The following is a 24,976-nucleotide window of genomic DNA, read 5'->3' on the forward strand; positions in this document are numbered from 1 at the left end:
TTGAATTTTCAGAATATTATTCATCTGCCCCATTATTCTGACAACTTACTATTTTCCCCTTCCTCCCCTCTCTTTCCTTGCCCCCGCACCCCCATTCCTTTCTCACCCCACCTACCCCTTTTAACAGATTTAAAAATTCAACCTTATCAAACCATGGACAAACTAAAACTAAGTTAACCATACAAAACAAAAACACTGTACATTACCTTGGTTTTAGACAAGTGTGAATTAAAAGGAATTGATTAAATTATCAAGATCAGTAACTAACTCATCTGCATTTTTATCTTTCTTAATAAGTTCAATATTTCCCTGTTCCTCATCTTTAATTTGGAGTGGTTTGTTTCCTTTTCGAGCAATAATACCGAGCCTTACGAGGCTTCTCACAGCATCACTTTTATCCAACCCATGACTTAACATTTCCTGTTTAATACCTTGCTCTATGTCACTGTCAATTGCTCTCAGACGGAAGTTTACTCTCCCCATGATCTAATACCTAACTTTCTATATCCTCTTACAATAGCCATTTGAGGATCATCTAAAATTACTTTGTTGTGTACTTCTATCAAGTCGGAAATTAAGTGTGCTGCTCCACCAGTTATAAGTGATAAATGAAAATTCATATTAAAACTTTCAATCTCATTCTGTATCTGAGTTGCTAATGATCTAAAAGCCTTTAATATCAATGGCTTAACGTCATAATCTTGAAACTCACCACTTAATACAACTCTGTCTAATTCATGCCTTGCTGGTGCTGTGTTTAAGTTCTCTTTGAGGTATTGTTGAAGTAGTCTGTATGCTGTATCTACACCAAGGTTAGGAGGACTGCAACTAAATTTGTGTATTTCCATGCCATCAAGGATTAATAAATCAAGTGTGTAATATCCAATATCAATTACTAAAATAGTTTTCTTTGCTTCTTCTGTTTTCACTAATTCTCCATGAACATCTAATAGGAAATCCATTGCTGCTCCTAATGGTTGAGGTATAATTTTGTATTTATTTATCTTAGGAAACGCCATAAAATCAGATTGTTTCAGAACATCTAAATGAAATGGTTTATGATCATTAAAACTTTCCAACATGTTTGTAAAACTCTCTTTTTGCGAAAAATAATAATCAATTGGTAAACCAGTAACTACGTTGACTGTTTCCATTGGCGCTAAATAACCTAGTGCAGTTTTTAGTAAAATTTCAGTAATCCATGAATCAGCCTTATTCTCTTTGATTGATGTAAATTTAACATCACTATGTCTGAGTGCTAAATCACCAACAAAGTATTTATTTTCGTATATTAGATCACCCTTTCTTTTGTTTTCTGGAAATAAAGGTTTTGTCTCTCCTACAATAGAAGGCTGACGAAAAACCTTTGATCCATACATTGCTTTAGTCCATCCGAAACCTAAATCAACTGGAATGTTCATGTTATTCCTCCTCTCTTTACTATCTGTCATCCATTGTATGACATTCCTTAAACCGAGTAAAGGTTTTTCTTAAATAAATTTAAGTTTTATCTAAAATAACTTTTTGTAGGGATTGGAGTTATCTTTGTGGAATATGTATTTATAGCAATTTTTGGGGGAAGTAAGATGTTTAAAAATAAAATTGAATTTTGGATGAAAGAACGAGGTTTAATTGGAAAGTTTGTTTATACAAAAGTGGGAGTATCTGAACCGACCTTCATCTCATGGAAAAAGAATAAAAAGCAACCGGATTTAGAACAGTCATATCAGTTAGCAAAAGTATTTAACATTAGCATTGATGATCTTTGTGAAGAAATTGATGAATAGTGTGAATTTTTGTGGTATAATTAATTTGCTGTAGGGCAGACAGCTTGTAACAATCGGATGTGAATAAGTTTCAAAAGAGACATTGGATAACCTCCGATGTCTCTTTATGTATTGATCACTCTCAGTATTGGTAAGAATGAAAATGAGGTGATTAATATAGGGATCTCCATTTTAGTTTTATTCATAGCTGTACCAATCGCTATCTATTCAAGTTACAGACAACTTAAAACCTGGGATGATAGGTATGAACCAGTAGAATCAATTGATTTAGAATTTCAGAAAACGGAAAGCCCAATTGAAATAAGGCTACTAAAAGCATTGAGGATTAATGGATACTATCCACGCACTCAGGTTCCGTGTGGGAAGTTTAGAATAGATATTGCATTTCCAGTTCAAAAATTAGCAATTGAATGTGATGGTGCTGCATTTCATTCTACCCCTAAACAAAAAGCGCATGACCGTAAAAAGGATACATTTCTAAGGAAACATGGGTGGAAAGTATTAAGGTTTACTGGAAGTCAGATTAATGGAAGAATGGGGTATTGCTTAAAGAGGATTGAAGGAGAATTAAGGAAAAGACAAGTACTATTTTAAGAAGCTACCTAAGTAGTAGCTTTTTTATTATAAAAAATTCAGTCCGATCAACCAAAGTTCTGATTTTAATGGTAAAATTTACTTATAATACAGGACTTTTGTTTAGAGGAGGGGTTTTATGATAATAAAAGTGTTATTTGGTGTTTTTCTCTTTATTCTAATGGGTTGTTCAGAATCACCAACTAACCTTGAAAATGATACAAATACTGATGACTATGAGCAAATTAAAGAAGTTGATGAGGATCATTTTACTAGCTTTATTACAGATGATATGTTTGATGAATGGCATAAGGATGCAATTCATCAAATTAGAAGTAGAGACTATACAGGAGCACTTGTAACATTAACAAGTCATGATGATGAGATTTCTGCCGACATTGAACTTATTGCAGTAGCTTTAACACTTTCCGAGGTGGAAGGTAATATTGACGTAACTCGTATTAGAGAAAATCTGCGAGATGTTAAATATACATATGACAATGAAACTATAAGTTTGCAGATTCAAAAGTTAAACAACTTAGTATCAGGTGAAACAGGAGTTAGAATAGGCATGACACAGGAGCAAGTTCTAAATTCTAATTGGGGAGAACCTCAAAGTATAAATAAACGCAGTTACGACTTTGGAACACGTGAACAATGGGTATATGGGAGTGGTTATTATTTATACTTTTCAGATGGAATACTTACTTCAATAAGTACAAGTGAGTAAAAACAGAACAAACGTTCTTGTGTTTCTCTTCTTATTTGCGTAATCTATATTTAGGAGGGATATACATGAACTTAAAAAATAATCGTGACCGTGGAGTAATAAAATGGACGGCAATGATGCTTCCAGAGCATGTAAAAATGCTTAGAGATTTTGATTATAAGCAACGACAACAACCTAAACCAACATTAGACGAGCAAAAATTAGAGGAATATGAATACATTATCTGTGAAGCAATGGAGAATAACACAGAGTTAACGTTTAAGTACTGGAAGAATGGATTTTATGAGGAGTTTACTGGTAGTATTTATTACATTGATCACGTTACTAAGAGGTTACATGTTAAGGATAAAAACGAGGATATTGAGTATATTCAAATTGATTGCATAAATTCAATTATTTGACACATTATTGGATTAATTCCCATAATTACCATGTTATAATTTACCTATTCGACAAAATTCTTTCACATCAAAGTGAAAGGAGAGGGAAAGGACTACTTTAGAGGTGAGGTAGTCTTTTTTCGTGGATTTTATTATAATAATTTGGGGAATAATAAAAGATAAAAAGGAGATATCAATGACATATAAATTTGTTTTTTCAACAGCGCCTTCTGATGACGAAAAAGAAAATAACCTATCATTAGAAGAAGTAGAAAAAATTCTTTATTCAATGATTATAAACCACTACAAGTTACATTATAAAAAGAAGGATGAATCATAACGTTCACCCTTCTTTTTTAGTATATTTTGAATTGACATTTATAATAAAATTTGCAATTACCTAATACTTTTATTCGGTTTACACCATAAACAAGGTTCATCCAGTTAAAGTCAAAATCATTATAATAATTAACATTTGAATTCCACTTCAAGTCATGTATGGTATTATCAATTGTAATCTTTTCTCCATCTATTACATTACTTATTGTCATTGTCTTTCCACCGTCAGAAGTATTTACAAAAGTAACATCCCCTTCTCCAACTTTTTCTAAATAGATGATTGGCTGTGTCTCTAAATCACCATTATTTTGAAAGTTAATCATTGTTCCTTCTTCTGTGTTCTCTGATAAGTCATAAAGTCTAGAAGAAACAAAAGGAGTATATGCATGAAATGTATCACAACGAAACCACAGTGATAAATACCCTTGTTTTAATCCGTTATGTATTAAATCAAAATCGCCAACCGGTACAGCCTGTAAATACCTGTTTTGATTGTTGCTAAACACTAGTGGTTGATAATTGTCTTGTAATAACCACCTTGATATTTCTCTAATTTTCTCGTCATTAAAAACTTCATTAAAATACATAACTATCGGAAATTCAAGTGGTTCATAGTCAATCGTTTTTAAGTACCGTTTTCCTCCGATGTCTTGATCCTCTATCAAATTCCGGCTACCAATTATTGGATCATTATATAAACCTGCACTTGAAGATATATTGATTAATCCCATATCATAAGAATTTATCCCTGCATAGGTGAAATATAGACTACTACTAATTGTCAAAATTATAACCTCCCATAAAAAAGAAGGATGAATTAACACCCTTCTTAACCACCTCTGAGTTTTATATAGTCTAATGTTTGTCTAGAAACAAAATTACTAATTTCCTTTAGTGTTTTGTGATCTAGTTTGTCATGTTTAACTTCAAAATGGAACCTCGGATTAAAATGTATTGTCTGATTTGAATTCTGTTGTAAATATTCATTTTCTGATAGGGTATCACTTAATGATCTTATTAAGTTATCGGTCATATTTTCAATACTTCCAACTAAACGATTAAATACAGTATCTGCAAAACTATCCATCATACCGAATAGTTTCGAGAGAGGCATAATAGCTTCATGCTCTGAACCTTCTCCAATTAAACTTAGTACCGCATCTGTAGCTATACCACCTTCGGCAAGTGCTGGTATTTTGGGCAAACTTATTTTTGGCAATGAAGGAACAGAGAATGTTTTTCCACCGATCCCAGGAATCCAGTCGGGAGTAGAAAACGATGGGATTTTATCTATCGCATTACCGATTCCATTGATCATTTTTTCCCATCCACCTAAAACCGAGTTAGCAAATCCAATAATTCCATTTATTGGTTTCTTGACTCCATCTCGAATCCCTTCCCACGCTTTAATAAATCCATTTTTGAATTTATCCGCTCGGTTTTGTATTTTCTCAAAGGAATCTGAAAAGAAACCACTTATTCTGGAAAGTAAATTGGAAACGGAATCACGTGCTGCTTCTATCGGTGATAAAATGGCATTTTTAATACGTTCAAGTAAATTCGACACTATTTGTCGTACCTTCTCAAATCCAGCGCTAAATAAATCTTGGTATTTGTTGATTATCTTACCGATAAAGTCCCCAATAAAATTAAGAACTATTTGCACCAAACCTTTTATAAATTTCAATGCACCGTCCCAAATTGATTTTAAAGCATCCATTGCTCCTTGCCAATCTCCAGTAAATACAGAAGCAAAAAACTTAACCAATGATAGGATTGTATTTAAGGCAAAGTCAAAAGCATTCTTTATTAATTTCCAAGCTGTTTCAATTATAGATATAATTATTGGCATGACAAATTCAACAATCTCTTGAATAAATGCAAATACATTTTGAACAGCTTCCATAATCTGCTCTCCATGTTCATTCCAAAAATCTAAAATAACTTCCAATTTTTCTTGAACAAAATTAACAACCGCATCCATTACTGTGAATACTACTTCTTGGATTTTATTAAAGACTTCCATTCCCTTATCTAAAATGGCCTGACCGTGTGTATCCCAAAAATCACGTATAAATTGAATAGCATTGGACACAAAGTCTTTTACATTTTGAAAAGCATTATTTACCCTGTCTCTAAACTCTTCATTTGTAGCATAGGCACTGGTTAATATGGCAATGAAACCAGCAATAGCACCAACAATTAAAGCTACTGGTAAACCAATCGCCCCTATTGCCGTTGCTAACATACCTAAAACCATGATAATAGGAGGAATTACAGCTGCTACTCCTCCCATGATAAGAATTATCTTCTTTGTTGAACCATCTAAGTTACCAAACCATGTGACTAAATCTCCGACTTTCTCAACAACTTTCGTAGCCATTGGAAGTAACAACTCTCCAAAATCGGCTGAAACATCTTTTACTTGACCTGTTAACCTCCGCATTTGGTTAGCAAATGAACCACTGGTTCTTTCAGCATCCCCTACGGCATCTGTTGATTGAGAAAGAATTGTATTATATCTTACTTGCATTTTTTCTGCTTCAGATAAATCCTGGAATTTACCTTGCAAGCCCATTCTTTCCATCTCTACTGCTATTGTGTTTTCATTGATCACTGCACCTAATGATTGTGCTGCTGTATGGTTTCCGCTAATGGCAGATTCTAAGTTTCTAAGGGCATCAGATTCAGCTAAGTTGTTAAAAGAAGCTAAGTCAACTCCCAAACTAACAATCTGTTTAGATAAATCTGCCCCCTCATCTCTAGCCATGCCCATACCCACCAACATATTTTGAGTAGAACTTAAATAACCTTCAATATCTATCTGTGATCTTCCCCAAGCATCTGCACTTTCTGCTGCAAAGTCACGCATTTCTTGTTCCATTCCATCAAAAACTACACTAAATTTTCCTCTCATTTCTTCTGCATCACTGGCAACTTTGATAAGGCCTGCTCCAATGCCGACAAGAGGTAAAGTGACTAATGCTGTTGTCTTTTTCCCAAAGTCAGTCATTTTCTTACCAACATCAGTCATCTTCTTTGAAAAGTTTTTGTTGAAACTTTCTGTCTTTTGAGATGCATCTTTCATACCGTTAACAAAAGAGTCTGTTTTGGCGATTAAATTTGTTACAACATTGTATTGTTTACTCATGTTCTCACCGCCTTTCTATGTACAAAAAAATGGAGATGTCTATTTAGACACCTCCACTCATTGCTTTCAATTGTTGTTTTGCACGTTTAATTCCCTCAAAATCAGTTTTTTGTTCTGGATGAACGTACTTTCTACTATGATGATTTGTACTATCCATTAAGTTTTCTAAGAATTGCTCACGTGATTTCTCTTTCATGTGAGGAACCATTTGAATATTAGCCATCATCAAGTAATTTTGGTTTTTCTCCTTTTCAATCATTTCTTGAAGTATAAAACTTTCATCTAAAAATGTATTATCAAGTATATAATCCCTTGTCCAACCATAGTTAGAAGCATAAGTATGTACTACTGATAAGATCATTTCCTGTACCCTTTCATAAAGGGATTTACTTAAACTGGTATGTGGTTCTACGTTTATTTTTTGTTCCGTAGAACCGTTATTAGGTTTTTTACCTTATCCACAATCGCTTTCACATTGTTTAATTCTAAGATAGTTTCAATCACACCCATAAATTCAACTGGATCTGCATTGTTTAATAGTTCTTTGTCAACTCCTGAAGCAACTGATACTAATTCAAAAACATCATCTTGTGCTGTAGCAAATAACAAAGGAAATTTAGTAAGTAATTGTTCATTAGAAAATGATTCTAATTCTTCTTTCGTAAATTGACCTTTTAACTTACCTGGTAAATGCTCTAATGCTAACATTAACTCAGCAAATTTACGCATGGTGAATTTTCTAATTTCTACTTTTTGACCTGCTACCGTTACTTTTTTAACATCTTTCATATATGTAATTCCTCCTTTATAATTTAAAGTTGTAACTCTTCACCAATTGAAAAATAATTTCCAGCTTGTGAAGGGTCGGCAGTTTTAGATAATGCTTCAAACTCAATTGTCCAAGTTGACTTTTCTTTTCCATATGTCTTTTCAAAAGGACTAACAGGAAATGCCTTGTAAATCACTAAATCATCTTGAGTATCAGTGATATCTGCTCCACGTGGACGAATACGAAGTTCTACTGCTTTATCACGTGCACGTTGTCCCAATCTCCCATCCACTAATGCACCAAGCTGATTTGATAACATTGGCATACCAAGTTCTAATTTTTCCTTTGCATAGTCTTCAAGAACAAGTGAAAAGGTTACTTCCCAACCTTCGAGACTTTTGTCATAGTTAGGGATTTCATACAAATCAATATCTTCATATTGAGGTGTAGCTGTAAAAGTACAAGCCTCTCCAATCAAATCTACTGCCTTTTCACCATCAACATATACATCACACTTACCATACTGTAACTTAATATCTTCACTCATGTATATCACGCTCCAATTTGTTTTATTTTTTGATTAAAAACGCTAATTCTAATGAAAATTGATCTCGTCTATTATCATCTTGATAAAGATAAGACAACTCACTATAGGCATTACTACCCAAAATAAAAAAATTACCTAAACGGTAATTCTCTTTGTCGTGGAATATATCCATTATTTGATTCCCATACTCAACACCATCGTTATAGTCCATTGATCTAATCTTTATTTCAAAGGTTAATTCCCTCGTAGGTGAATATTGAGAAGGTGGATAACCTCCACTATGTATAACTGATACAATCGTATCTGGTGCATCTGGATAATGATTTTTCCATAAGTTATTCCCTTCCGTTAATGAAGGAATGTTATCATCGATATACTTTGCAATTTGATCTAACAACATTACTCCACAACCTTTTCGTAATCACCAATAAAATAATAAGATTTAAGTTTATTGTCATCAAAAGATTTACTAGGCTGACCAATAAATCTTAATCTCACCTTGTCTTGTCTTTTATCATATGTCTTTTTGAATGGTATATTAGGATCGGGAATAGCTGAAAAAATTGTAATATCATATTCTTTACTCTCACCAGCATCATAAGGATGGATTGTAATTTGTTTACCATCCCTTTCTATCTTTGCAGGATTATCATACAGTCCATGCTCATGATCTTGTAAACCTGGATTAGATAGTTTCATGGTTTCGTATGTCTCATTAGAAATGGACATAGTTAACATTACTTTATAATCCTCAAACAAATAAAAGGTTTGCATTTGCCCGCCTTTTAATTCTTGATATTTAGGAATAGCTTCAAATACAACCTTCTCAGCCAACGGAGATAGGGAAACACCGTCATAAGTAACCTGACACAACCCTATAGGTAAACGTATCTTGTCCATTAGAATACCTCCTTTGACTTTTCCATTAACCGCTCCGAATACATTTCACCGTATTTTTTAGAAGGCTTTTCAAGGAACTTCCTTCCCACGTGCATACCATCTACTTTAGGTTTCTTTGCAGATACCGGCCCAAGTTGATAAATGTCTTCATGTCTTCTTAAAGCGTATTCTTTGGAGTAGCCAACTTTTGCTTGGATCTCATTTCCTACTTTTTGAGGCTGTTCAATACTTCCACTCTCCATCAGTCCACCTTCTTCAAGTGGCGCTAATTGTTGAGATACGGAAAGTAAATCCTCTGCATTTTCTGTCATTCCCTCAATAAGTTTTGCTTCCAATTTATCTGGTGCTGAATTAAGCATCTTAGCCAAATCATCAAAACTCATGTTGTAAGTAGCCATTAGCAATACACCACCAATCTGTTAGGTGTACCGTCCAAATGATATTTAGGTTGTATCGAAATAATTTGATGTTCACCTTTATAACCAATTAAACAGTCAAAATTGATTTCTGTTTCAGGAGAAAACCAAAATTGTAATTTAGATACAACTTCCTCTGCTGCTTGATTTTTCACCATTTTAAATTCTTCTTTTATCCTACATGGGGTGGGAATAGGCTCACCCTTTTGAGGTTTACCATAGGAATCTTTTGTAAAAGGGATGATTAAACACTCTTGGTTTAAGAAGTCATTAATCATACTATCTTACCTATATTCTTTTTGATAATAGGCTTTAAAAATCCAATCACAATAGGAGAAAATATAGCATTATTCATCTGGATGTGTATATCATCTATACGGTAATCATGTATACCTTCATTTTGAAGTTGAAAACGTTCTTTAGAGAATGTTAGTAAGTGCAAAGCTTGTTCACAAACAGCATGAAAATAAGCTGTAGTTCCCTCTGCATTTTCACGCAAAGTAAAGTGACCTTTGATTAAATTTTCTGCTGTATGTAAAGCATTTTCTTTTACTTGCTCATTGAAAGTTGACCACTTTTCGCACTGGAGATGATTAAGGAAATACTCATCAGCTTGATTTAAACTAATCATCTGTTATCAACTCCAAACATTTCGATTGTTACTTCTTTGTCTGAATCTGAATCATTAGTCAATTGCACCTTTAACCTATCAATTAAACTTAGAGATTCACCATAGAAGTTTCTAAAATCAATATAACCGTTAGTACCGATTTCATTTCCATCAATCGTAACCTCTTCTATGATAAGAGGACTACTTTGATAACAAACAATGTTCAATGTACAAATTTTCCATTCCCATCGTTGATCAATAGGTACTTCATATTCAACAGTTTCTGTCGAATTAGCTGAAATAGTTTCATTGATTATTATTTTCAAAGGCTTTGAAATTGGCATAGTTATCACCTTGCTTCCAATTTAGAAATAAGCTTTTGCTTACCCATATTCGAATAACCTTTGACACCTTGTTCCTTTGCTAATGCTTTTAATTCTTTCAAGTCCATGTTATCTAAGTCATTAGATTGACCTTTGTTTTCTTCATCCTTCTTTTCATTGTTCTTAATGGTATATCCTTTTCGTTTAAAGTAATCAAGAGAGTAAGGGGAATTAGTTTCCCCTACTCCCTCAACAAAAGTGACATTTGCTACCACTCCATTAAAATTCTTGTTTGGAGAATAGACTTTTGTCATTATTATTGAACCTTAACGTTTCTGAATACACCAGCAGATTTTTGCTTTTTAAGAACAACAGAAGTAACCATTTCAACTTCACCAGTTTTAACGGCACCTGGAGTACTGAAATCAGGAAGGAAGTATGTGACTAAGTCTTGATTAGCAAGAGATACACCATGGAATGCATCCATACCAAAACGAACAGCATAAATATCAGTTAATCCTGTTACAGAATCACCAACAGTACGAGTTTCAATTTTTACTACCGGATTGTTAGATCCTGCTTTTGCTCCTAAGTCAACTAGAGGAATACCGTCATAAGCAGATACCTTACGACCAAAAGCATCCTCAGATTGAGTTAAGTAACTTGATCTACGTGCTACTTGCTTAATACGAGCGATTAGCTTAGAGTTACCAGCAATTACTGACGGCTTTTCATCCAATTCAGCTAACCAGTTCTCAAACTCATCTAAGAACACCTTGTAATTGGAGTCAATTGCTGAACTAGTAGATAAGTCAATAATTCCATCTGTGTGATATTCAGTAGAGGAACCAGTAACAGCCACGTCTAAACCATCGAAAGAATCTTCATTCTCTGCAACGGAACCATTGATAACTGTATCATGGAATAAAGCACGTGCTGCCTTTACTTTTTGTGCTAATTGGAATTGGAATTCATCTACAAGACCACCAGTATTAGCAACGATACGATCAATATTGAAGCTTCCACCTAGAGGCTTTAATTCAGTCACAAAGCGCTTTTTAGTTGCTTCGCTGTTAGCGTACTCTTGATTGATTTTACGGAAATCTGCACCGGATTCAGCTAATACACGTGTATAACCATAAGTTAGTGTACCTCCGCTAGTTCCTGGTGTTACCGCATCATCGAATTGAATGTTATCTAAGATGTAAGAACTCTTACGAAACTCATCAATTACCCCTTTTTGAATATCGTCCTGTGTGTTTAATTTTGCTTGTTCTAATGTTACTGCCATAATTTAACAACTCCCTTTTCGTTTTATAGTTTTTATTTTGTTTTAAATGCTTTCGCCAACGCATCGGCAAAACTTGTCTGAGTGGTATTGCTACCATCTGGATTATTACCTTGATTACCAAATGACTGAGGATTTTCTTTTTTGAATAATCCTTTTGAAATTGCATTTTCTATCCATTTAAGTTGTTCTAATTCACTACCGGAAGGTACTAAATCTTTAAACTCCTTTGGAATAGCTTCTTTCTTTGCCTTTAAAATTTCTTCAAAGGTTTCTTTGTACTGTTTGTAATCTTGCTCTAATGGGTCATGCTTAGATTTCAAGTCATTGTACAAAGACTCAAACTCACCCTGTTTTTTCTTTGCTTCATCTTCAGCTTTTTGTTGTGCTGCTTTGAAATCATCTAACTCTTTTTTCATAGCCTTATAATTATCATTCACTTCTTTAAATCTTTCGTAAGGAATCATATTCTCGGTGTTTTTCGTCCCCTCAGACGAGTTTGAATTCCCACTTTGATTATTTGAATTTGTATTATTAGGTTCATTATTTTGGTTATTAGAAGCTCCACCGCTACCACCTTCAGCATTGAAAAAACGAATTTGTTTGTTAAAAATAAACATAAAAATATCACTCCATTTCCCATTTTTACGTCTTATGTGACGAGATTTTTTAAAACATAAAAAATACACCAACTAATGACGTTGATGATACAATTCTTTATTTAAATCTTTAATTGTACGATTCTGATATTTCGTACTAATAATAATTCCTTCATCTCCCCTCATACGTGCTAATTCTGGCATATAGGAAAGGAATACATGTCTACAATTTGGATGTAAATTTTCATACGGCTGGTTAGGTAAACTTTTGATTGAAGGATACATAGGATGATTTCCCTTAATGCTCCAAACCGTATTTTCATATGCACCACACCAACATGTACTATTATGTGAAGAAATACGAATAAGCCCAAAGTTTTCATTACTTGGGTACTTATCTTGATATTCTTCTAATCTATTCATTGTCCCACGATTATGTAAGGTACGAGACTTAGAACGAACTAACATGGATGAATAATCTTCTATTTTCCAATGCTTCCCACCTGCATCCACAAACGAGGTAACACCTTGAGAAACTAAAGCATCTTTTAATTGCTTTTTTGTTTTCTTGTAGTCTTGACCTGTTATAGTCTGCATGGTTAATAGTTCACTTGCATTGGAACGAATGATTCTTTTTGCTTCCTCATTCATAAAGGCAGTATTTTTGGCTAAGTCAGTATATGTATTCCTACTTGCATTAGCAATAGCATGTTTATGAAGTACTATTTGCTCCCCTCTAATAACATTCACACCGTTTAAATATGCAAAGTCTGTATCAATGTTATGTAAAGACAATAAATAATACTCTGGTAATACATCATACGACCATTTATAAGCCTCTTCATCCAAATGTTTCAATTCCAACTGTATTTCTCTAAGAATAGAACGTGCTTGACGTTCACTTAATCCCCTGTCTATTTGCTCTTCTAACAATTCCAGTATAGAGATATAGGATATCTTGTAATCATTAACTAGTTTGTTTGATTCCCTATCCAACTTATCAATGCTCATTATTAAGTACCACCTGTAGGTTGAGTAGGATCTGTCATAAACGTTAGATTGTTAATTTCATTCTGTTCATTAATGATTTCTAAGAATTCCTCTTCTACTTGTTTACTGGTGTAGTGAGGATTCAAACGAGAAATAGAAGATTTTATAGAACTTGTTTTACTTGTCACCTTTAATTGCTCTGATTGTGCCATTTCATAAAAATCAGTAGGAATATTTAACTTTAATTCCACATTTGGAATGGCCGGAGTATATTTTCCATTTCCAGCAATCACCTGTAATTGTTGAGCTTTATACAATATCTTCTTTAATGCTTCTCTCCAATATGTATGGGAACGTGTCACCATACATTGAGTACGCCATGACTTTAGTAATAACGCTCTACCTGAAGCCTGAGAAGTATTATCTAAACCATATAAAGCTGGTGCAAGTGGTGATACATAACTTAAAGCCTTAAAAATAATATCTTCAATAAACTTAAAATTGGCATCAGCACTCCATTCCCAAGTGATATAACCTGGAGGCTTTTCACCTTTTCCATGATCAACAGGATATGCCTTCCCACCACTTTCAAAATTCCCATCATCTTCAAAGAAAGAAGGATCAGCATACATATTAGGATCTGAATGCCTATCTAATATATCTGCAATTTGAGTTACACGATGGTTTAAAGAATCAAATAAAGGTGTTAATGCTTTATACATGGAATCTCCCCAAAAGTTTGAACCGTTACGAATTAAAGGAACATAGGTTAATGGTGATTCTGTTAATTTCGTATTAATGGATGTGCTTTCACCTACTAACTTTTCAATTTTATTACTTTTGAATAGATAAGTAGCTGTAGTTACCCAATATTCACCATTCCTCTTTTCATACGTTTCAGTAAACACGTATTCCCTTTTATTCTCCACGAATGGAAAAGCGAGGGTTTCTAATTCGATTTTACGTTTATCAAACTTGGAAAACTTAGGAAAATAGAAATCTGGCTCAACATAGGATATTTTAGAAACTCCCTCATCAAGATAATTCTTGAATACGACACCACCTTTATAGGCTGTGCTTAGAGAAGCTTCTGACAACATCATATCTAAACTATTGTTTTCAATAATGTCATCTAAAGCCTTATCTGCTTCCTCATTATCCTTAGCAAAAGCATTAATAGGAGTACTAAAAGCCATATCTGAATACAGAATAGCCACTTCACGAGGCAAAGCAATTGCAAGAAGTGGATGAGTACCGATATTATTCAATTTTCTTAGTTTTAACCACGCATCCTCATTATTACTAAACATATTCTCATAATCTTTGTATGTAATATGTCTATCTGTCCCAAATTTAACATGACTTAAATCCATTCATTCACCTCCTTTACCAGCCAACTGGTTTATTGTATATCTTCTTAGGTTTCTTGATACCTTCCACTAATTCATAAGATAATTGAAGCACGTCTGGTGCATCATCATTTTTGGCTCCATAATGATAATCTTCAACTTGTTTATTAAAAGAGACACAATCACGATTAAATAATATTTCCCCACGCGTGACAAATGGCTCTAAATTCATGATACGAGCATGTTTGTTGGTACGTGGCTTCACATTTTTAACTAATACGTGGTACATTTCCTCTTCTTTTAACTTTTGCCTCAAATCATCCGCTATATATTCTTGGAATAGCACTGACTCAAAGCCAATTGTAGTAATGGAAGGATACTTTTTACATAAATCAATAATCATTTTAATTAGTTCATTTGGTGGAACTTTATGTAACTGCCCATCTATCACATATTTACGTGTCGTTTGCTTATGTTTGGCCAATACACATAGAGCAGAATAGTCTGCTTTACTTGTTTTACCCATAGATGGATCGACACCTAACACAACCTCCATTTCATCTAATCGAGGTAACGTTTCAAAAGTTTGTAAGGATTTCAGAATATAATTTTCACTTGATGTAGGTTGATTCTGATCCTCTTTCCAAAAGGCTGCTTCCCCTGACTTTTCACGTTCTAACATGATGTTATAATAAGCACCTTTGTATTTAACCTCATTCTCTGGGAATCTACCTTCCCATAAGACTTCTACACCGTCTAACATGGCTTCTTTATTCTCACAGTAGAATGAATAAGCATCGTCCATCCTATTGGGATTTTCTAAGTTACGATAAATGGAACGCCATTCGTCCCATAAATGTTCATTTTTAGGGAAACTTTTCACACATTGATAAAAGAGTGTTTTCCATGATGGTTCATTCATGACACGTGCCAAAAGTGAATTCTGTGATAATAATGTACCAATGTAAAACATATCCGTTTTATAGAAACCTAGTCGAGATATTTCATCACGAAAAGCACCTTCTAGTTTTTTCTGTAATGATTCAGATTCCATTACTTTCTTATCTTCTAAGTCATCTAATATGATTAAATCTGGACGTGTGTTTTTATTTAAACCTCTTAATCCACTTTGCCAACCGGAACAAGCAACCCATACACCGTGTATCGTTTCCAATCCATCTGCATTCCATGTTCTTTTTTTATCACGTTGTATACCAAAGTCTTCAATAACTTCCGGTGATTCTAACATACGTTGAATTTTCGTTAAAAAGTTTGCAGAAATATCTCCATTAGCAGATATGAATAAGATGTAACTTTTACGTTGATACACGGCTGCCCATGCTGGAATTGCTAATGAAGAGATGGTACTTTTACCGTGTGAACGTGGTGCAACTACAGCTAAGTTTTCTTTTGCATTAGATTCTATTCCATTTTTTAGAGTGGATAATATTTCTTGTGCATAGTCCCCAAAGTCTAGTTTAAATTGATCATGGATATATGCTTTACAAAAGTATTCAATATCTATTTCCCCTAACATTTTACGTAAACCATTTGTACCAGTAAGGGGATAATTAGTGACTAATTCCTCTATTTCATCATCAGAAAAGTGACGAGATAGATAATTGTAAAGTAAGTCTATTTGTTCATCGTTTAATTGCTTCATTTTTTCACCTACCTTTTTCTAAAACTTCCGAATTACTGAGACATAGTGAGTATTTTTAAGCGACTTAGACCCCCAAAATCGGCAGGACGAAATAAAGGGTGGGGGGTGTCGAATTATGTCGTTTTATGTAACACGAACATATATTCTATTATCAGACAAAGAAAAAAGATAATCACATCTTTAGTGATCATCCTAGTCAAATACGCTAAATGTTTTTAATGTATTGTTTGTTTCTTCTTTGGTGATACCTATATACCTTAGTGTAATATCTGGTGTGCTGTGGTTAAGTATCTCTTGTAACATTGCAATATCCTTTGTGGCCTTGTAGAACCAGTACCCAAATGTTTTTCTTAGTGTATGATTCCCAACGTTATCAACTCCTGCAAAGTCTGCTGCTTTATTCAACTGTCTATACGCTTGAGTAGGTGAAATAGCCTTATCACCTTTTCTACTAGGGAATAACCATTGACTTTCTAATGTATAAGCATATTCAAATACCTCATTAAAACATTTTCCTATATAAATATCTCTAATCTTCTTTGTTTTACCTTCTTTTGCCCTCAATATCTTCTCACGCTTCGTTTTAAGGTTAAGTATTTGATTCCTCTTTAGTTTCAATAGATCACCTACACGTAAACCAGTTTCACAACCTAAGATAAATAAGATGTAATCACGCTCTGAACAATGTCTTTTTAATGCCCATTTCATATCCTCTAACTGCTGTTTGTCTCTAATTGGCTGAACATCCTTAATGTGATTAGGATTCTTATTCATGATATACTCCTTCCAACGTCAATAAAATAAACGTTTTGAATGTATGTTTTTTTAATTAAATAGAGTATATCATGAATTTTATAACAAATCCACTGTTTTCAATGTTTTGAATGTATGTTTTTATTTAAAAAGATACATTCAATAAAAGCAAATAAAAAAGACACGATAAAAACTTTCTTTTATTCGCTTTCTAGCTGCTTCTTTTTCTTGATCTTCTCTAATAATACATTCTTAGTATCGCTATCATCGTTCTTAATTTCCAGTTTTTCTGCTTCTTTAAGCCCTCCAAGGCTCAATAATTCCTTAATGGAGTTTACCCTGGCATTAGCATTTTCATTGTCTTTACCAATATCCTCAAGCCATTTAATGTAACGAATAGCATTACTTTTAATGTTCTGCTTTAATATCTTTTCTTTATGATTTAAAGCCTCTTCTAACGCTTCATTAAATACTTTGTTTTCCTTTTTCCACTTATAATAAGTTGACCTTGGAACAGTAGACAATTCACATATTTCAGTAATGCTTTTATCGGTGTTAACAATCATATCAATAACTTCTATTTGCTTATTATTCAACTTATCCGACATTTCTCGACACCTCGCTTTCATATATCAAGAAATTTTGATATTGTTTATTTTTGTCCATGTTATTTACTATTTTTAGTAATATTAATTTTATACTTTATAGCTGCATAATCAATTACAGGCTTTAACATCACATTCACTAAATCTGCATCTACTTCATACTTTTCACTCATTAATTCCACTAAATCTTTATAACGCTTATCATATGATTCTTCATCGGCTGACAACAACCCTACTAGTTTCAATCCTATAAGCATTCCTAAATCTTGTGACTCACTTTCCCCACTCTCACCACTCATCTTTCTTAACTTATCCTTCGCTGCTCTAATACCTTCAAAATCTGTTTTTACTGGCTCATATGTAAAAATATTTCTTATATCCTCTTCAATCAATTCCAATAGTTGATCATGAGTTTTATTTAAATACTTCTCAGCATCCACTCTCAATTCACCGTGTACCTTATGAAATCCCTTTTGAATAGAATAACTAATATTCACCGCTCTTAAATATTCCTCTTTAGCACCAATAACACTATATACTTGCTCAATATTTTCAATTTTAATTTTACTCATTTTCATAACCTCCTAATTTTTCCAAACAAAAAAGCACCCTAAATGGATGCTTAACTATTAGTTAATAACCAATGGAATATTTCTTTAATTTTTTCGGAATAATCGAATTGGTAATACGAATTAGAATCACGATCACTAATTAAATTAATTCCTCTTTCATCGCTAAAATTCAAATGTGCAATTGTTTCACCATTACCAACTTCATTAATCTTAAAATTAATTAAATCTCCTATTAAATAAGTATCAACACTAACCGACTTATTTACTTCTTTAATTTCATAGATCATATCGTCAGTAAAGACAATAAATGATGATACATCATTATTTACAAGATTTTTAGGATATAAATGAGCAATTGTCTTTTTCTCCTTAATTTTCAAAAGACATGGAAAAGCTCTTGCTGCATTAAAACTCCTTAGATCATTACCGTTAAAATTATTTTGCAGTTCATCCAATGAAAAAAACATATCAATCACCTCCACCAAATATTTACTTAATCAATATTCGGCATATAGAAACAAATACCTCTAAATTTCCAGACGAAAATAAAAAGTACCCTTTATGGATGCTAATTCAATTTGTCCTCAAAAATTTCCTTTAGATATAAATCCAATAATTCAGTTGTAAACTCCGTTTTATGAACTTCGCTAAACATTCTAAAGGTTTTATAATAAATAAAATCAATCTTAAGCCGACTGTCAGTTACAGTAAATCCATCTTTATCTTCTTTTATGGATAATATCTGATTACCAACAGTGATCTCAACATCCAAAAGATATCCTTCTTCTGTCATATTCATATCAAAAGATGAATAAATTATTTCACTTTTTAATTTACTTTGTAAATCTCTAAAGTACATTCTAATCTGTTTAGCTACAGTTTCCCTATTAATGTTTTTTCTAGTTTCATCTGAAAATTTTGTTTTAACAGCTTGAATAAATTCATCTTTATAACTCATCATTCATCACCCTCCACCAAATTATTTACTTACAACATTCGGCAAGGGTTAACAAATATCCTTTATTTTCCCAAATTAATTACTTCCACATCTCCAACAATACTTTTTACTTCTTCTATATCCTTACTTATAACACATCCAAATTGACCATTAAAGAAGTTATCAGCTTTGTATGTATAAGGCCCATAATATTCACCGTGTTTTACAATTACAGTTTTTCTTTCTTCTCCCCACATTTTTACTATGTGTTGATGATCAATCTCTTTCCCCCAGGGTTTACTCATTACCATACTTCTCCTTTTCCACTTCTGCCATTCGTTCCCTTAACGCTTTATTTAGCTCACTATCATCATCCTCAAATGCTGCTTTAGCAAATAGTGCAAATGCTTCTGCCCCAGTATATTTACTCTTTCTTAACAGTGGACGCTGTTTAATACGCTCATACATTTAATTCACTCCTGATTCTTAATGTATTGTCTTTCAATATCTAAAATACAGTTATCTATCAACCTACAAACCTCCATAAAAAAATCAGCTTCCCATTTAAGAACATCCTCAACGGTAAACTGACTTCTACTCACGATTAATGCTATGTAGTCTAAAATTTCTTTACGCTGCATGATTAAACACCTAACCATAAGGTAAAACAAATAGCAAATACACTTGCTGCGTATCCTATTGCATATTGTGTTTTATGATTCTCATTCTCTGCTTTATTACTGATAATTCCAGAACCGAATCCTAAAGCAAAAAATATCAATAGTATTAAAATTGCAATTATCATCTATTTAACCTCCTGTAAATTAAGAACTAAAGATTCTTTATAAATTTTCTATAGCTGTCAACATTCTGTTTTTGTTTAATTTGTCGTTCCTCAAAATGTTCTATTATTTCAAGCATTTCTTTTGCTTTATGTTCTAATAATGTCTTTATTTTGTTGTCAGCTTCTAAAAGTTCATCATGTAATGTATTCATCAACTTACCTCCTTTAATAACCAACTGGTAAACTTTCTATGTAACTCATCACTATTTAAACTATTAATACCGTTCTCACGCTTGAATTGTTCCGATTTATCCTGCACCCATACAATATAGTCCCATGACTTGAAATGGGCTCCTGGTTCAATTCCTTTCGCTTTGCAATAGGACATGTATCGTGCTTGGTAATTAACCATTTCTAGCAAACCATTTTTCAATAAGATAAGTTCCCAACATCATTAAATTTATCTGTATAGAGATAACGAAAATTATAATTAACATAAAATCCATTCTTACTACCTCCTCAAATTTTTAACAAAATAAAAAACACTCCCATAACAGAAAGTGTCCTTTATTTTGTCACCCATTTTAATTTTTCCTCTATCCATCCTTTAAACCGATAAAAACCAATTTCCTTTTTTATAACTTCCACTAATTCTCTTATCTGCAAACCAAGAGTAAATATAGCATAAGCATATGTATTTTCAAATATTTTGCGATGTTTAAAAACTTCATCGAGTGGTATGTCGTTAACCTTTGCATACTCAATTAATATTTCGTCCTTTTCCATGTGTTTCACCTCCAAAAGAAAAAGCCACACCACAGTGTGACTATAAACTCTTTATTATATAAAACCTTCTAACAAGTTTCATATTAATGACAAATCCTTCATTAGAGATAAACCAGTCATTACTCATTAAATGAGATTGCATTTTTTCTTTACTTTTTGCAAAACCAGTATATGATCTAATATCATGCTCAGCGAATAAGAATTCTATTTCAAACTTTTGATTCTCACTGATTTTAATCACCTCCCATCATGCCCTTTAATTCGACATAATGGAAAGATATTCCTTTGTTACATATCCAGCCATTCTTCGTCACTATATTCATAACTCGTAATAGTACACCCATCTTTTCTTGTTACTGTTTTGACTGGCATTATGTCCACCCCTAATATAAGTTGTTTCGTAATTATAGATCAAAGTAGATGAACTTTCAAACAACGAAAAAGACCCCACAGTTTGATGTGAGGTCTTGAATAAATTATGTGGTACCCCTAGATATTTTCAAGTCTAGGGGATTTTCTCATGTAAATGAGAATATGATGTAATGTTGCAATCCTACTATAAGTAGGTCACGCCCTAAAGGCAGCATACGTAAATTTCTTAATTAAAGAATAATATAAAATGAATTACTTGTCAATTGTTTCCTGCAATTTCTTTAAATTTAATAATTCTTCAATAAGTTTTTCATTCTGTTTCGTTAACGATTGTATTTGCTCATTTAGCATTTTACTCATATATGGTGTATGTGTTTTTAGTAAATAATCTTCAATCTGATCCATAAGTTTTGTGTTGGCAATAGATCCCACTACTCCTTGTCTTGTTATTCTATTTTTAGAAATAACTCTCATTTGATGAACCAAAACATATGAATCATTTTTAAATTGATTGAATTCTTTACAAGATACGGGTATCAATGATGATTTAATATCCTCTGACATAGTATCGATTTCTAAGCTATCCTGAGAAGTTATGGGAATTACTACAACCATACCCGTATAATCCGCAATAACTATCCCAGTGTGAGTTAATGCTAGTTCTCTGTCAATGTTACTTGCTCCAAAATCAACACTTAGTAATTTACCTCTGCCAAATGATTGATGGAAATCAAACGTCTCATTTGGTTTATCTTTTTTTGAAAATTTTCTTACGCTATTTGGTTTTAATCCAAATGTACCGAAATCTCTTAATACACCTTGCCAAAGTATAAGTTTACTGGTTTGGTAGATGTTTTTACGTAGATACCATCTCTTAGTCATTTTGACAGATTCATTAACTTGATTTTTCATATCGTCGTTTGAACCAGAATTAATGGTAGATAATGTTCTGTTTTTCAATAATGCGACAACCTTACTTATATTAACGCTCAATATCCTCTCACCTCCAATCTACCAAAATTATACATAACAATTTAGTAGATTAAAAGGTAATTTAAAGAATTATGTCACTATTTATCATTTTTTTAATTTTCTTTTTCCGCTTCTTTTTAGGCTTAATTTTTCCTGCTGCAATTAACTCATCACGAATCTGATCAACAGTTTTTAGTTCTTTTGGACGTTTATGTTCTCTATATTTCCATGGATCATTGTCGAACTCATAACCTTTCCAACTTGAATAAAACTTTTTCTCAGCTTCCGTCCAGCCCATTTAATCACCGATTATTTCTTAGATTTGCAGTAGTATTAATTAAATCATCCCACAAACACCTTAATAGCACTTCTGGTTCTTCATTCTCTATATCTATATCTAAGCCGTCAAAACAGCCTTCTTCAATCAAATCTTGTACCATTTCCCTTAGTTCCTCTTTACTGTAATCGCCCATCTATTTCACTCCTTTTATTTTGGTGTGTTCATGAGGAATTGAACCTCATCTAACCGCCTGGAAACACAAAAAATAAGCACCAATGTGCTTAACTAGTCAATCACTATAAATTTCTTATTTCTTGGTATGTAATAATTGTTTTTCAATTCCTGGTACTCTGCTCCACTAAACAATATATCTAAGTTTATGTATCTACTTCTGACCGGTATATTGTCCTTTATATCAGTTTCAACGTATCTCATTCCATCACCAGTAATTCCAACTGAAAGAACTTTTCCTTGTTCAGTAATTATTGGATCACTTGGTGATTTACGATGCTTAAACTCATATGTTTTTCCAACTTCCATTTACATTCCACCTTTTTACATTAAAAATAAGCACCTAATTACTGTGCTTCAATTCTCTCTACTGGTTTAAATTCACTTTTATGTACATTCACAATTAACTCTCTAAATTCATTACTTCCACATTTACAGAGATTATCACTGGTGACAACCAAGCACCTACAACATAACTTTATCTTCATGATAATCCACCTTCTCAATAAAATGGCCTTTACCTAATTGACGTTTTATCGTTCTCTTTTCCACTGCTATTTTAAATTCATCTGTCAATGAAACATTCTTATCAGATAAGTAATCCATACACATTTCTTGATGTTCTTTTTTATCAAACGTCTCATTTACACGTTGTTTCATTATTTCTGTTTTCAAAATTTCCTCATCTTCTTTAAATATTAATTCTTGAAGCGTTTCCCTAAAAAACATATCGTGACAACTTTCTTTGATTCTTTTCTCTGCCTGACAAGTGAGAACATAATCAATTGCTTCGACTTCTGATAAATCATTTTTAACTCTATATGCTGCAATGTCATATTCATATTGATCCAACATAGGTTCAGCATGTTTAAACACATATACCTCTTCATCATCTTCAATATTAAACTGTTCCATCATATAAAGTGGTTCATTTTCACGCTCAAACATTATGTAGTCTTCTAGTCCATAAGCATCGTAATAATTTGTTACAATTTTATCCCATAACAAAGAATTATTATCTGCACGATACTGATATATGTACAAGTCTGGATCTCTAACTAAATCCTCAGAGATAGGACTGACTTTGATTAACTGTTTCATTACTCATCCCCTTTGACAATATCGCTAATTTGTTGTTCTAGTTGCTTCCTTTCTTCTGGTGTTATATCACCTATATATTCAACTAACTTTTTACTTTCTTTTTGTGATAATAAATCAGACTTAGAACTTTTTAATGAAGTCTTTATATAATCAACTTCTTCGATTAATAACTTTAAACCATCATCTGTACGATTCATGTATCTCAGAAGACCACGGAACAAATCAACTTCAATTTGCCTAGTATAATGTTGAAGCATTTTTTCTAATTCACCTTTTTCAATAACAACAACCTCTTTGGACATTAAAACACTACCCTTCTAATAATTTTTTTGAAAATGGGACAGCCACGTGATATGACCGTCCACATTTTCAGTGGAATAAAAGGAGTCGCAACCTGAGAAGAGGTTGCATTTATTTAATAACGCTCTACTAAAAGCAGAACGATACTAACAGTAAAAAAAAGAGTAAGCTGGTAAGGCCTACTCTCAAGAAGGAGTGTAGTTTGGGATAACTACAGTAAGTATTTAAAATAACGCCCCGTCAGGCGATATTAACCTATTTAAAACACATAAAACAAAGGGATAAGAATAAAATCCTATCCCCTTACCTCACATGCTAATAAAGGAGGACACCTTTATTATGGCTATTGACAATATGTTACGAAACGTAATTGAACTCACTTCAAAAGTCCAACAGCTTCTTGCACCACGTTTTATTTAAAGACGGACATGATACCCAACGATTCACATAATATATGTGCCACGGCTACCGTCTAAATCTATAAATCAACGGGTACTTTTACCCAGTGATAAACTTGTTTACTTTCAATGTATTCTTTAACTTTCTGAGCTTTAGTATCACTCATATTTGCTTTGTGGTTAAACCACATAGATAGTAATCCTGGACTAATTCCTAACTGTTTAGAAAGCTCTATATTAGTAATACTTTTCATACGTTTTAGTTGGTTTAGTGTATCAATTTGATTATGATCCATCACTCTCCCTCCCTTTTAGGTTGAAATTATAATTGAAATAAGTTCAATAATTTTCAAAAAAAAAGTAACCAGTAACATAAGTCACCGGTTAAAATTATGCTGGCAAGCACAATAAAAATTCACGAATTCTAGAAGAATTTCTTCTCCCACCTTCCGATAAAGGAAAGATACAATC

43 protein-coding genes are annotated in these 24,976 nt (G+C 32.9%); 5 read left to right on the forward strand and 38 right to left on the reverse strand.

What is annotated here, in order from left to right; all coding sequences use genetic code 11:
- Positions 1–228: 228 nt before the first annotated feature.
- The gene (locus KS419_RS21945; RefSeq protein ID WP_217068959.1) at positions 229–483 is read right to left on the reverse strand and encodes a hypothetical protein; all 255 of its coding nucleotides are present in this window, start codon (positions 481–483) and stop codon (positions 229–231) included.
- The gene (locus tag KS419_RS21950; RefSeq protein ID WP_217068960.1) at positions 471–1,421 is read right to left on the reverse strand and encodes a ParM/StbA family protein; all 951 of its coding nucleotides are present in this window, start codon (positions 1,419–1,421) and stop codon (positions 471–473) included. The genes KS419_RS21945 and KS419_RS21950 overlap by 13 nt, the downstream gene beginning before the upstream one ends.
- Before the next feature lie 165 nt (positions 1,422–1,586).
- Between KS419_RS21950 and KS419_RS21955 the strand changes: the two genes are divergently transcribed.
- From KS419_RS21955 to KS419_RS21975, 5 genes are all read left to right on the forward strand, one after another.
- On the forward strand, positions 1,587–1,787 hold the full coding sequence (locus tag KS419_RS21955) for a helix-turn-helix transcriptional regulator (protein WP_217068961.1): 201 nt from the start codon (positions 1,587–1,589) through the stop codon (positions 1,785–1,787).
- Between the two features lie 96 nt (positions 1,788–1,883).
- The gene (locus KS419_RS21960) at positions 1,884–2,381 is read left to right on the forward strand and encodes an endonuclease domain-containing protein (protein WP_217068962.1); all 498 of its coding nucleotides are present in this window, start codon (positions 1,884–1,886) and stop codon (positions 2,379–2,381) included.
- 118 nt (positions 2,382–2,499) lie between these two features.
- The gene (locus KS419_RS21965; protein ID WP_217068964.1) at positions 2,500–3,090 is read left to right on the forward strand and encodes a hypothetical protein; all 591 of its coding nucleotides are present in this window, start codon (positions 2,500–2,502) and stop codon (positions 3,088–3,090) included.
- Between the two features lie 65 nt (positions 3,091–3,155).
- On the forward strand, positions 3,156–3,491 hold the full coding sequence (locus KS419_RS21970) for a YolD-like family protein (RefSeq protein ID WP_217068966.1): 336 nt from the start codon (positions 3,156–3,158) through the stop codon (positions 3,489–3,491).
- Positions 3,492–3,612: 121 nt separating this feature from the next.
- A complete protein-coding gene (locus tag KS419_RS21975; protein ID WP_217068968.1) occupies positions 3,613–3,810 on the forward strand; it encodes a hypothetical protein in 198 nt (65 codons plus the stop codon).
- A 16-nt stretch (positions 3,811–3,826) separates the two neighbouring features.
- Here the strand turns inward: KS419_RS21975 and KS419_RS21980 are convergent, their stop codons facing one another.
- The 36 genes from KS419_RS21980 to KS419_RS22155 all read right to left on the reverse strand — a co-directional run bounded on the left by KS419_RS21980 (position 3,827) and on the right by KS419_RS22155 (position 24,801).
- Positions 3,827–4,594 carry a phage tail domain-containing protein gene (locus tag KS419_RS21980; protein WP_217068970.1) on the reverse strand — a complete coding sequence of 256 codons (768 nt, stop codon included), beginning with the start codon at positions 4,592–4,594 and terminating at the stop codon, positions 3,827–3,829.
- 44 nt (positions 4,595–4,638) lie between these two features.
- Entirely contained in the window at positions 4,639–6,960 is a 2,322-nt protein-coding gene (locus tag KS419_RS21985) for a phage tail protein (RefSeq protein ID WP_217068971.1), read from the reverse strand.
- Between the two features lie 43 nt (positions 6,961–7,003).
- Positions 7,004–7,321 carry a hypothetical protein gene (locus KS419_RS21990; RefSeq protein WP_217068973.1) on the reverse strand — a complete coding sequence of 106 codons (318 nt, stop codon included), beginning with the start codon at positions 7,319–7,321 and terminating at the stop codon, positions 7,004–7,006.
- A 53-nt stretch (positions 7,322–7,374) separates the two neighbouring features.
- The gene (locus KS419_RS21995; protein WP_217068975.1) at positions 7,375–7,749 is read right to left on the reverse strand and encodes a hypothetical protein; all 375 of its coding nucleotides are present in this window, start codon (positions 7,747–7,749) and stop codon (positions 7,375–7,377) included.
- Between the two features lie 23 nt (positions 7,750–7,772).
- The gene (locus tag KS419_RS22000) at positions 7,773–8,276 is read right to left on the reverse strand and encodes a hypothetical protein (protein ID WP_217068977.1); all 504 of its coding nucleotides are present in this window, start codon (positions 8,274–8,276) and stop codon (positions 7,773–7,775) included.
- Positions 8,277–8,298: 22 nt separating this feature from the next.
- Positions 8,299–8,676, reverse strand: coding sequence for a minor capsid protein (locus tag KS419_RS22005; protein ID WP_217068979.1), 378 nt, complete (start codon positions 8,674–8,676; stop codon positions 8,299–8,301).
- Entirely contained in the window at positions 8,676–9,176 is a 501-nt protein-coding gene (locus KS419_RS22010; protein WP_217068981.1) for a hypothetical protein, read from the reverse strand. Before KS419_RS22010 ends, KS419_RS22005 begins: the two co-directional genes overlap by 1 nt.
- Positions 9,176–9,574, reverse strand: a complete 399-nt coding sequence (locus KS419_RS22015) for a hypothetical protein (RefSeq protein ID WP_217068982.1) — start codon at positions 9,572–9,574, stop codon at positions 9,176–9,178. The genes KS419_RS22010 and KS419_RS22015 overlap by 1 nt, the downstream gene beginning before the upstream one ends.
- Positions 9,574–9,870 (reverse strand): hypothetical protein, encoded by a 297-nt coding sequence (locus KS419_RS22020; protein ID WP_217068984.1) that lies wholly within the window; start codon positions 9,868–9,870, stop codon positions 9,574–9,576. Before KS419_RS22020 ends, KS419_RS22015 begins: the two co-directional genes overlap by 1 nt.
- The gene (locus KS419_RS22025; RefSeq protein WP_217068986.1) at positions 9,867–10,223 is read right to left on the reverse strand and encodes a hypothetical protein; all 357 of its coding nucleotides are present in this window, start codon (positions 10,221–10,223) and stop codon (positions 9,867–9,869) included. The genes KS419_RS22020 and KS419_RS22025 overlap by 4 nt, the downstream gene beginning before the upstream one ends.
- Positions 10,220–10,546: a hypothetical protein gene (locus KS419_RS22030; RefSeq protein WP_217068987.1), complete on the reverse strand. Its 327-nt coding sequence runs from the start codon at positions 10,544–10,546 to the stop codon at positions 10,220–10,222. Before KS419_RS22030 ends, KS419_RS22025 begins: the two co-directional genes overlap by 4 nt.
- Positions 10,547–10,551: 5 nt before the next feature.
- Complete coding sequence (locus KS419_RS22035; RefSeq protein ID WP_217068988.1) at positions 10,552–10,839, reverse strand: Rho termination factor N-terminal domain-containing protein; 288 nt, start codon at positions 10,837–10,839, stop codon at positions 10,552–10,554.
- Between the two features lie 2 nt (positions 10,840–10,841).
- Positions 10,842–11,816 (reverse strand): major capsid protein, encoded by a 975-nt coding sequence (locus KS419_RS22040; protein ID WP_217068989.1) that lies wholly within the window; start codon positions 11,814–11,816, stop codon positions 10,842–10,844.
- Positions 11,817–11,848: 32 nt separating this feature from the next.
- Positions 11,849–12,433, reverse strand: a complete 585-nt coding sequence (locus tag KS419_RS22045; RefSeq protein ID WP_217068991.1) for a hypothetical protein — start codon at positions 12,431–12,433, stop codon at positions 11,849–11,851.
- A gap of 72 nt (positions 12,434–12,505) precedes the next feature.
- The gene (locus KS419_RS22050) at positions 12,506–13,423 is read right to left on the reverse strand and encodes a phage minor capsid protein (protein ID WP_217068993.1); all 918 of its coding nucleotides are present in this window, start codon (positions 13,421–13,423) and stop codon (positions 12,506–12,508) included.
- 2 nt (positions 13,424–13,425) lie between these two features.
- Positions 13,426–14,775, reverse strand: coding sequence for a phage portal protein (locus KS419_RS22055; RefSeq protein WP_217068995.1), 1,350 nt, complete (start codon positions 14,773–14,775; stop codon positions 13,426–13,428).
- Positions 14,776–14,788: 13 nt separating this feature from the next.
- On the reverse strand, positions 14,789–16,414 hold the full coding sequence (gene terL / locus KS419_RS22060) for a phage terminase large subunit (protein ID WP_217068997.1): 1,626 nt from the start codon (positions 16,412–16,414) through the stop codon (positions 14,789–14,791).
- A 192-nt stretch (positions 16,415–16,606) separates the two neighbouring features.
- Positions 16,607–17,188 carry a tyrosine-type recombinase/integrase gene (locus KS419_RS22065; protein ID WP_217068999.1) on the reverse strand — a complete coding sequence of 194 codons (582 nt, stop codon included), beginning with the start codon at positions 17,186–17,188 and terminating at the stop codon, positions 16,607–16,609.
- Positions 17,189–17,367: 179 nt separating this feature from the next.
- Complete coding sequence (locus KS419_RS22070; protein ID WP_217069000.1) at positions 17,368–17,775, reverse strand: phBC6A51 family helix-turn-helix protein; 408 nt, start codon at positions 17,773–17,775, stop codon at positions 17,368–17,370.
- Positions 17,776–17,834: 59 nt separating this feature from the next.
- The gene (locus KS419_RS22075; protein WP_217069002.1) at positions 17,835–18,344 is read right to left on the reverse strand and encodes a hypothetical protein; all 510 of its coding nucleotides are present in this window, start codon (positions 18,342–18,344) and stop codon (positions 17,835–17,837) included.
- Between the two features lie 50 nt (positions 18,345–18,394).
- On the reverse strand, positions 18,395–18,811 hold the full coding sequence (locus tag KS419_RS22080) for a hypothetical protein (protein WP_217069004.1): 417 nt from the start codon (positions 18,809–18,811) through the stop codon (positions 18,395–18,397).
- Between the two features lie 101 nt (positions 18,812–18,912).
- Positions 18,913–19,305: a hypothetical protein gene (locus KS419_RS22085; RefSeq protein WP_217069006.1), complete on the reverse strand. Its 393-nt coding sequence runs from the start codon at positions 19,303–19,305 to the stop codon at positions 18,913–18,915.
- A gap of 59 nt (positions 19,306–19,364) precedes the next feature.
- The gene (locus KS419_RS22090) at positions 19,365–19,586 is read right to left on the reverse strand and encodes a hypothetical protein (RefSeq protein ID WP_217069008.1); all 222 of its coding nucleotides are present in this window, start codon (positions 19,584–19,586) and stop codon (positions 19,365–19,367) included.
- Positions 19,579–19,749 carry a hypothetical protein gene (locus tag KS419_RS22095; RefSeq protein WP_217069010.1) on the reverse strand — a complete coding sequence of 57 codons (171 nt, stop codon included), beginning with the start codon at positions 19,747–19,749 and terminating at the stop codon, positions 19,579–19,581. Before KS419_RS22095 ends, KS419_RS22090 begins: the two co-directional genes overlap by 8 nt.
- A gap of 5 nt (positions 19,750–19,754) precedes the next feature.
- Positions 19,755–19,922: a hypothetical protein gene (locus KS419_RS22100; RefSeq protein WP_217069012.1), complete on the reverse strand. Its 168-nt coding sequence runs from the start codon at positions 19,920–19,922 to the stop codon at positions 19,755–19,757.
- A gap of 2 nt (positions 19,923–19,924) precedes the next feature.
- Complete coding sequence (locus tag KS419_RS22105) at positions 19,925–20,086, reverse strand: hypothetical protein (RefSeq protein WP_217069014.1); 162 nt, start codon at positions 20,084–20,086, stop codon at positions 19,925–19,927.
- Positions 20,087–20,112: 26 nt separating this feature from the next.
- Positions 20,113–20,277: a hypothetical protein gene (locus KS419_RS22110; RefSeq protein ID WP_217069015.1), complete on the reverse strand. Its 165-nt coding sequence runs from the start codon at positions 20,275–20,277 to the stop codon at positions 20,113–20,115.
- A complete protein-coding gene (locus tag KS419_RS22115) occupies positions 20,277–20,498 on the reverse strand; it encodes a hypothetical protein (protein WP_217069017.1) in 222 nt (73 codons plus the stop codon). The genes KS419_RS22110 and KS419_RS22115 overlap by 1 nt, the downstream gene beginning before the upstream one ends.
- Before the next feature lie 134 nt (positions 20,499–20,632).
- Positions 20,633–20,851, reverse strand: a complete 219-nt coding sequence (locus tag KS419_RS22120) for a hypothetical protein (protein WP_217069019.1) — start codon at positions 20,849–20,851, stop codon at positions 20,633–20,635.
- Between the two features lie 624 nt (positions 20,852–21,475).
- Positions 21,476–22,216, reverse strand: coding sequence for a type II toxin-antitoxin system PemK/MazF family toxin (locus KS419_RS22125; RefSeq protein ID WP_217069021.1), 741 nt, complete (start codon positions 22,214–22,216; stop codon positions 21,476–21,478).
- Positions 22,217–22,277: 61 nt separating this feature from the next.
- Entirely contained in the window at positions 22,278–22,493 is a 216-nt protein-coding gene (locus tag KS419_RS22130; protein WP_217069023.1) for a hypothetical protein, read from the reverse strand.
- Positions 22,494–22,497: 4 nt separating this feature from the next.
- Positions 22,498–22,668 carry a hypothetical protein gene (locus KS419_RS22135; RefSeq protein ID WP_217069025.1) on the reverse strand — a complete coding sequence of 57 codons (171 nt, stop codon included), beginning with the start codon at positions 22,666–22,668 and terminating at the stop codon, positions 22,498–22,500.
- 92 nt (positions 22,669–22,760) lie between these two features.
- Positions 22,761–23,015 (reverse strand): hypothetical protein, encoded by a 255-nt coding sequence (locus KS419_RS22140; protein WP_217069026.1) that lies wholly within the window; start codon positions 23,013–23,015, stop codon positions 22,761–22,763.
- A 156-nt stretch (positions 23,016–23,171) separates the two neighbouring features.
- Positions 23,172–23,807, reverse strand: coding sequence for a hypothetical protein (locus KS419_RS22145; RefSeq protein WP_217069027.1), 636 nt, complete (start codon positions 23,805–23,807; stop codon positions 23,172–23,174).
- On the reverse strand, positions 23,807–24,109 hold the full coding sequence (locus tag KS419_RS22150; protein WP_217069029.1) for a hypothetical protein: 303 nt from the start codon (positions 24,107–24,109) through the stop codon (positions 23,807–23,809). The genes KS419_RS22145 and KS419_RS22150 overlap by 1 nt, the downstream gene beginning before the upstream one ends.
- A gap of 476 nt (positions 24,110–24,585) precedes the next feature.
- Positions 24,586–24,801: a helix-turn-helix domain-containing protein gene (locus KS419_RS22155; RefSeq protein WP_217069031.1), complete on the reverse strand. Its 216-nt coding sequence runs from the start codon at positions 24,799–24,801 to the stop codon at positions 24,586–24,588.
- Positions 24,802–24,976 lie beyond the last annotated feature (175 nt).

The sequence above is a fragment of the Evansella tamaricis genome (assembly GCF_019042215.1).
Classification (GTDB): Bacteria; Bacillota; Bacilli; order Bacillales; family Salisediminibacteriaceae; genus Evansella; species Evansella tamaricis.

Bases quoted from the DNA above. Each gene is read 5' to 3' on its own strand.
- KS419_RS21955 (WP_217068961.1), top strand. From the start codon at position 1,587: ATGTTTAAAAATAAAATTGAATTTTGGATGAAAGAACGAGGTTTAATT.
- KS419_RS22100 (WP_217069012.1), bottom strand. From the start codon at position 19,922: ATGCAGCGTAAAGAAATTTTAGACTACATAGCATTAATCGTGAGTAGA.
- KS419_RS22005 (WP_217068979.1), bottom strand. From the start codon at position 8,676: ATGTTGTTAGATCAAATTGCAAAGTATATCGATGATAACATTCCTTCA.
- KS419_RS22130 (WP_217069023.1), bottom strand. From the start codon at position 22,493: ATGGGCTGGACGGAAGCTGAGAAAAAGTTTTATTCAAGTTGGAAAGGT.
- KS419_RS22105 (WP_217069014.1), bottom strand. From the start codon at position 20,086: ATGATAATTGCAATTTTAATACTATTGATATTTTTTGCTTTAGGATTC.
- KS419_RS21995 (WP_217068975.1), bottom strand. From the start codon at position 7,749: ATGAAAGATGTTAAAAAAGTAACGGTAGCAGGTCAAAAAGTAGAAATT.
- KS419_RS22155 (WP_217069031.1), bottom strand. From the start codon at position 24,801: ATGGATCATAATCAAATTGATACACTAAACCAACTAAAACGTATGAAA.
- KS419_RS22145 (WP_217069027.1), bottom strand. From the start codon at position 23,807: ATGAAACAGTTAATCAAAGTCAGTCCTATCTCTGAGGATTTAGTTAGA.
- KS419_RS22055 (WP_217068995.1), bottom strand. From the start codon at position 14,775: ATGGATTTAAGTCATGTTAAATTTGGGACAGATAGACATATTACATAC.
- KS419_RS22010 (WP_217068981.1), bottom strand. From the start codon at position 9,176: ATGGACAAGATACGTTTACCTATAGGGTTGTGTCAGGTTACTTATGAC.
- KS419_RS21990 (WP_217068973.1), bottom strand. From the start codon at position 7,321: ATGATCTTATCAGTAGTACATACTTATGCTTCTAACTATGGTTGGACA.
- KS419_RS22020 (WP_217068984.1), bottom strand. From the start codon at position 9,870: ATGATTAATGACTTCTTAAACCAAGAGTGTTTAATCATCCCTTTTACA.
- KS419_RS21950 (WP_217068960.1), bottom strand. From the start codon at position 1,421: ATGAACATTCCAGTTGATTTAGGTTTCGGATGGACTAAAGCAATGTAT.
- KS419_RS22050 (WP_217068993.1), bottom strand. From the start codon at position 13,423: ATGAGCATTGATAAGTTGGATAGGGAATCAAACAAACTAGTTAATGAT.
- KS419_RS22000 (WP_217068977.1), bottom strand. From the start codon at position 8,276: ATGAGTGAAGATATTAAGTTACAGTATGGTAAGTGTGATGTATATGTT.
- KS419_RS22030 (WP_217068987.1), bottom strand. From the start codon at position 10,546: ATGCCAATTTCAAAGCCTTTGAAAATAATAATCAATGAAACTATTTCA.
- KS419_RS22040 (WP_217068989.1), bottom strand. From the start codon at position 11,816: ATGGCAGTAACATTAGAACAAGCAAAATTAAACACACAGGACGATATT.
- KS419_RS22065 (WP_217068999.1), bottom strand. From the start codon at position 17,188: ATGAATAAGAATCCTAATCACATTAAGGATGTTCAGCCAATTAGAGAC.
- KS419_RS21945 (WP_217068959.1), bottom strand. From the start codon at position 483: ATGGGGAGAGTAAACTTCCGTCTGAGAGCAATTGACAGTGACATAGAG.
- KS419_RS22095 (WP_217069010.1), bottom strand. From the start codon at position 19,749: ATGTATGAGCGTATTAAACAGCGTCCACTGTTAAGAAAGAGTAAATAT.
- terL (WP_217068997.1), bottom strand. From the start codon at position 16,414: ATGAAGCAATTAAACGATGAACAAATAGACTTACTTTACAATTATCTA.
- KS419_RS22035 (WP_217068988.1), bottom strand. From the start codon at position 10,839: ATGACAAAAGTCTATTCTCCAAACAAGAATTTTAATGGAGTGGTAGCA.
- KS419_RS21960 (WP_217068962.1), top strand. From the start codon at position 1,884: ATGTCTCTTTATGTATTGATCACTCTCAGTATTGGTAAGAATGAAAAT.
- KS419_RS22090 (WP_217069008.1), bottom strand. From the start codon at position 19,586: ATGAGTAAACCCTGGGGGAAAGAGATTGATCATCAACACATAGTAAAA.
- KS419_RS22080 (WP_217069004.1), bottom strand. From the start codon at position 18,811: ATGTTTTTTTCATTGGATGAACTGCAAAATAATTTTAACGGTAATGAT.
- KS419_RS21985 (WP_217068971.1), bottom strand. From the start codon at position 6,960: ATGAGTAAACAATACAATGTTGTAACAAATTTAATCGCCAAAACAGAC.
- KS419_RS21965 (WP_217068964.1), top strand. From the start codon at position 2,500: ATGATAATAAAAGTGTTATTTGGTGTTTTTCTCTTTATTCTAATGGGT.
- KS419_RS22110 (WP_217069015.1), bottom strand. From the start codon at position 20,277: ATGAATACATTACATGATGAACTTTTAGAAGCTGACAACAAAATAAAG.
- KS419_RS21970 (WP_217068966.1), top strand. From the start codon at position 3,156: ATGAACTTAAAAAATAATCGTGACCGTGGAGTAATAAAATGGACGGCA.
- KS419_RS22120 (WP_217069019.1), bottom strand. From the start codon at position 20,851: ATGGAAAAGGACGAAATATTAATTGAGTATGCAAAGGTTAACGACATA.
- KS419_RS22140 (WP_217069026.1), bottom strand. From the start codon at position 23,015: ATGGAAGTTGGAAAAACATATGAGTTTAAGCATCGTAAATCACCAAGT.
- KS419_RS22075 (WP_217069002.1), bottom strand. From the start codon at position 18,344: ATGAGTAAAATTAAAATTGAAAATATTGAGCAAGTATATAGTGTTATT.
- KS419_RS22135 (WP_217069025.1), bottom strand. From the start codon at position 22,668: ATGGGCGATTACAGTAAAGAGGAACTAAGGGAAATGGTACAAGATTTG.
- KS419_RS22025 (WP_217068986.1), bottom strand. From the start codon at position 10,223: ATGATTAGTTTAAATCAAGCTGATGAGTATTTCCTTAATCATCTCCAG.
- KS419_RS22015 (WP_217068982.1), bottom strand. From the start codon at position 9,574: ATGGCTACTTACAACATGAGTTTTGATGATTTGGCTAAGATGCTTAAT.
- KS419_RS22070 (WP_217069000.1), bottom strand. From the start codon at position 17,775: ATGTCGGATAAGTTGAATAATAAGCAAATAGAAGTTATTGATATGATT.
- KS419_RS22045 (WP_217068991.1), bottom strand. From the start codon at position 12,433: ATGTTTATTTTTAACAAACAAATTCGTTTTTTCAATGCTGAAGGTGGT.
- KS419_RS22150 (WP_217069029.1), bottom strand. From the start codon at position 24,109: ATGTCCAAAGAGGTTGTTGTTATTGAAAAAGGTGAATTAGAAAAAATG.
- KS419_RS22085 (WP_217069006.1), bottom strand. From the start codon at position 19,305: ATGATGAGTTATAAAGATGAATTTATTCAAGCTGTTAAAACAAAATTT.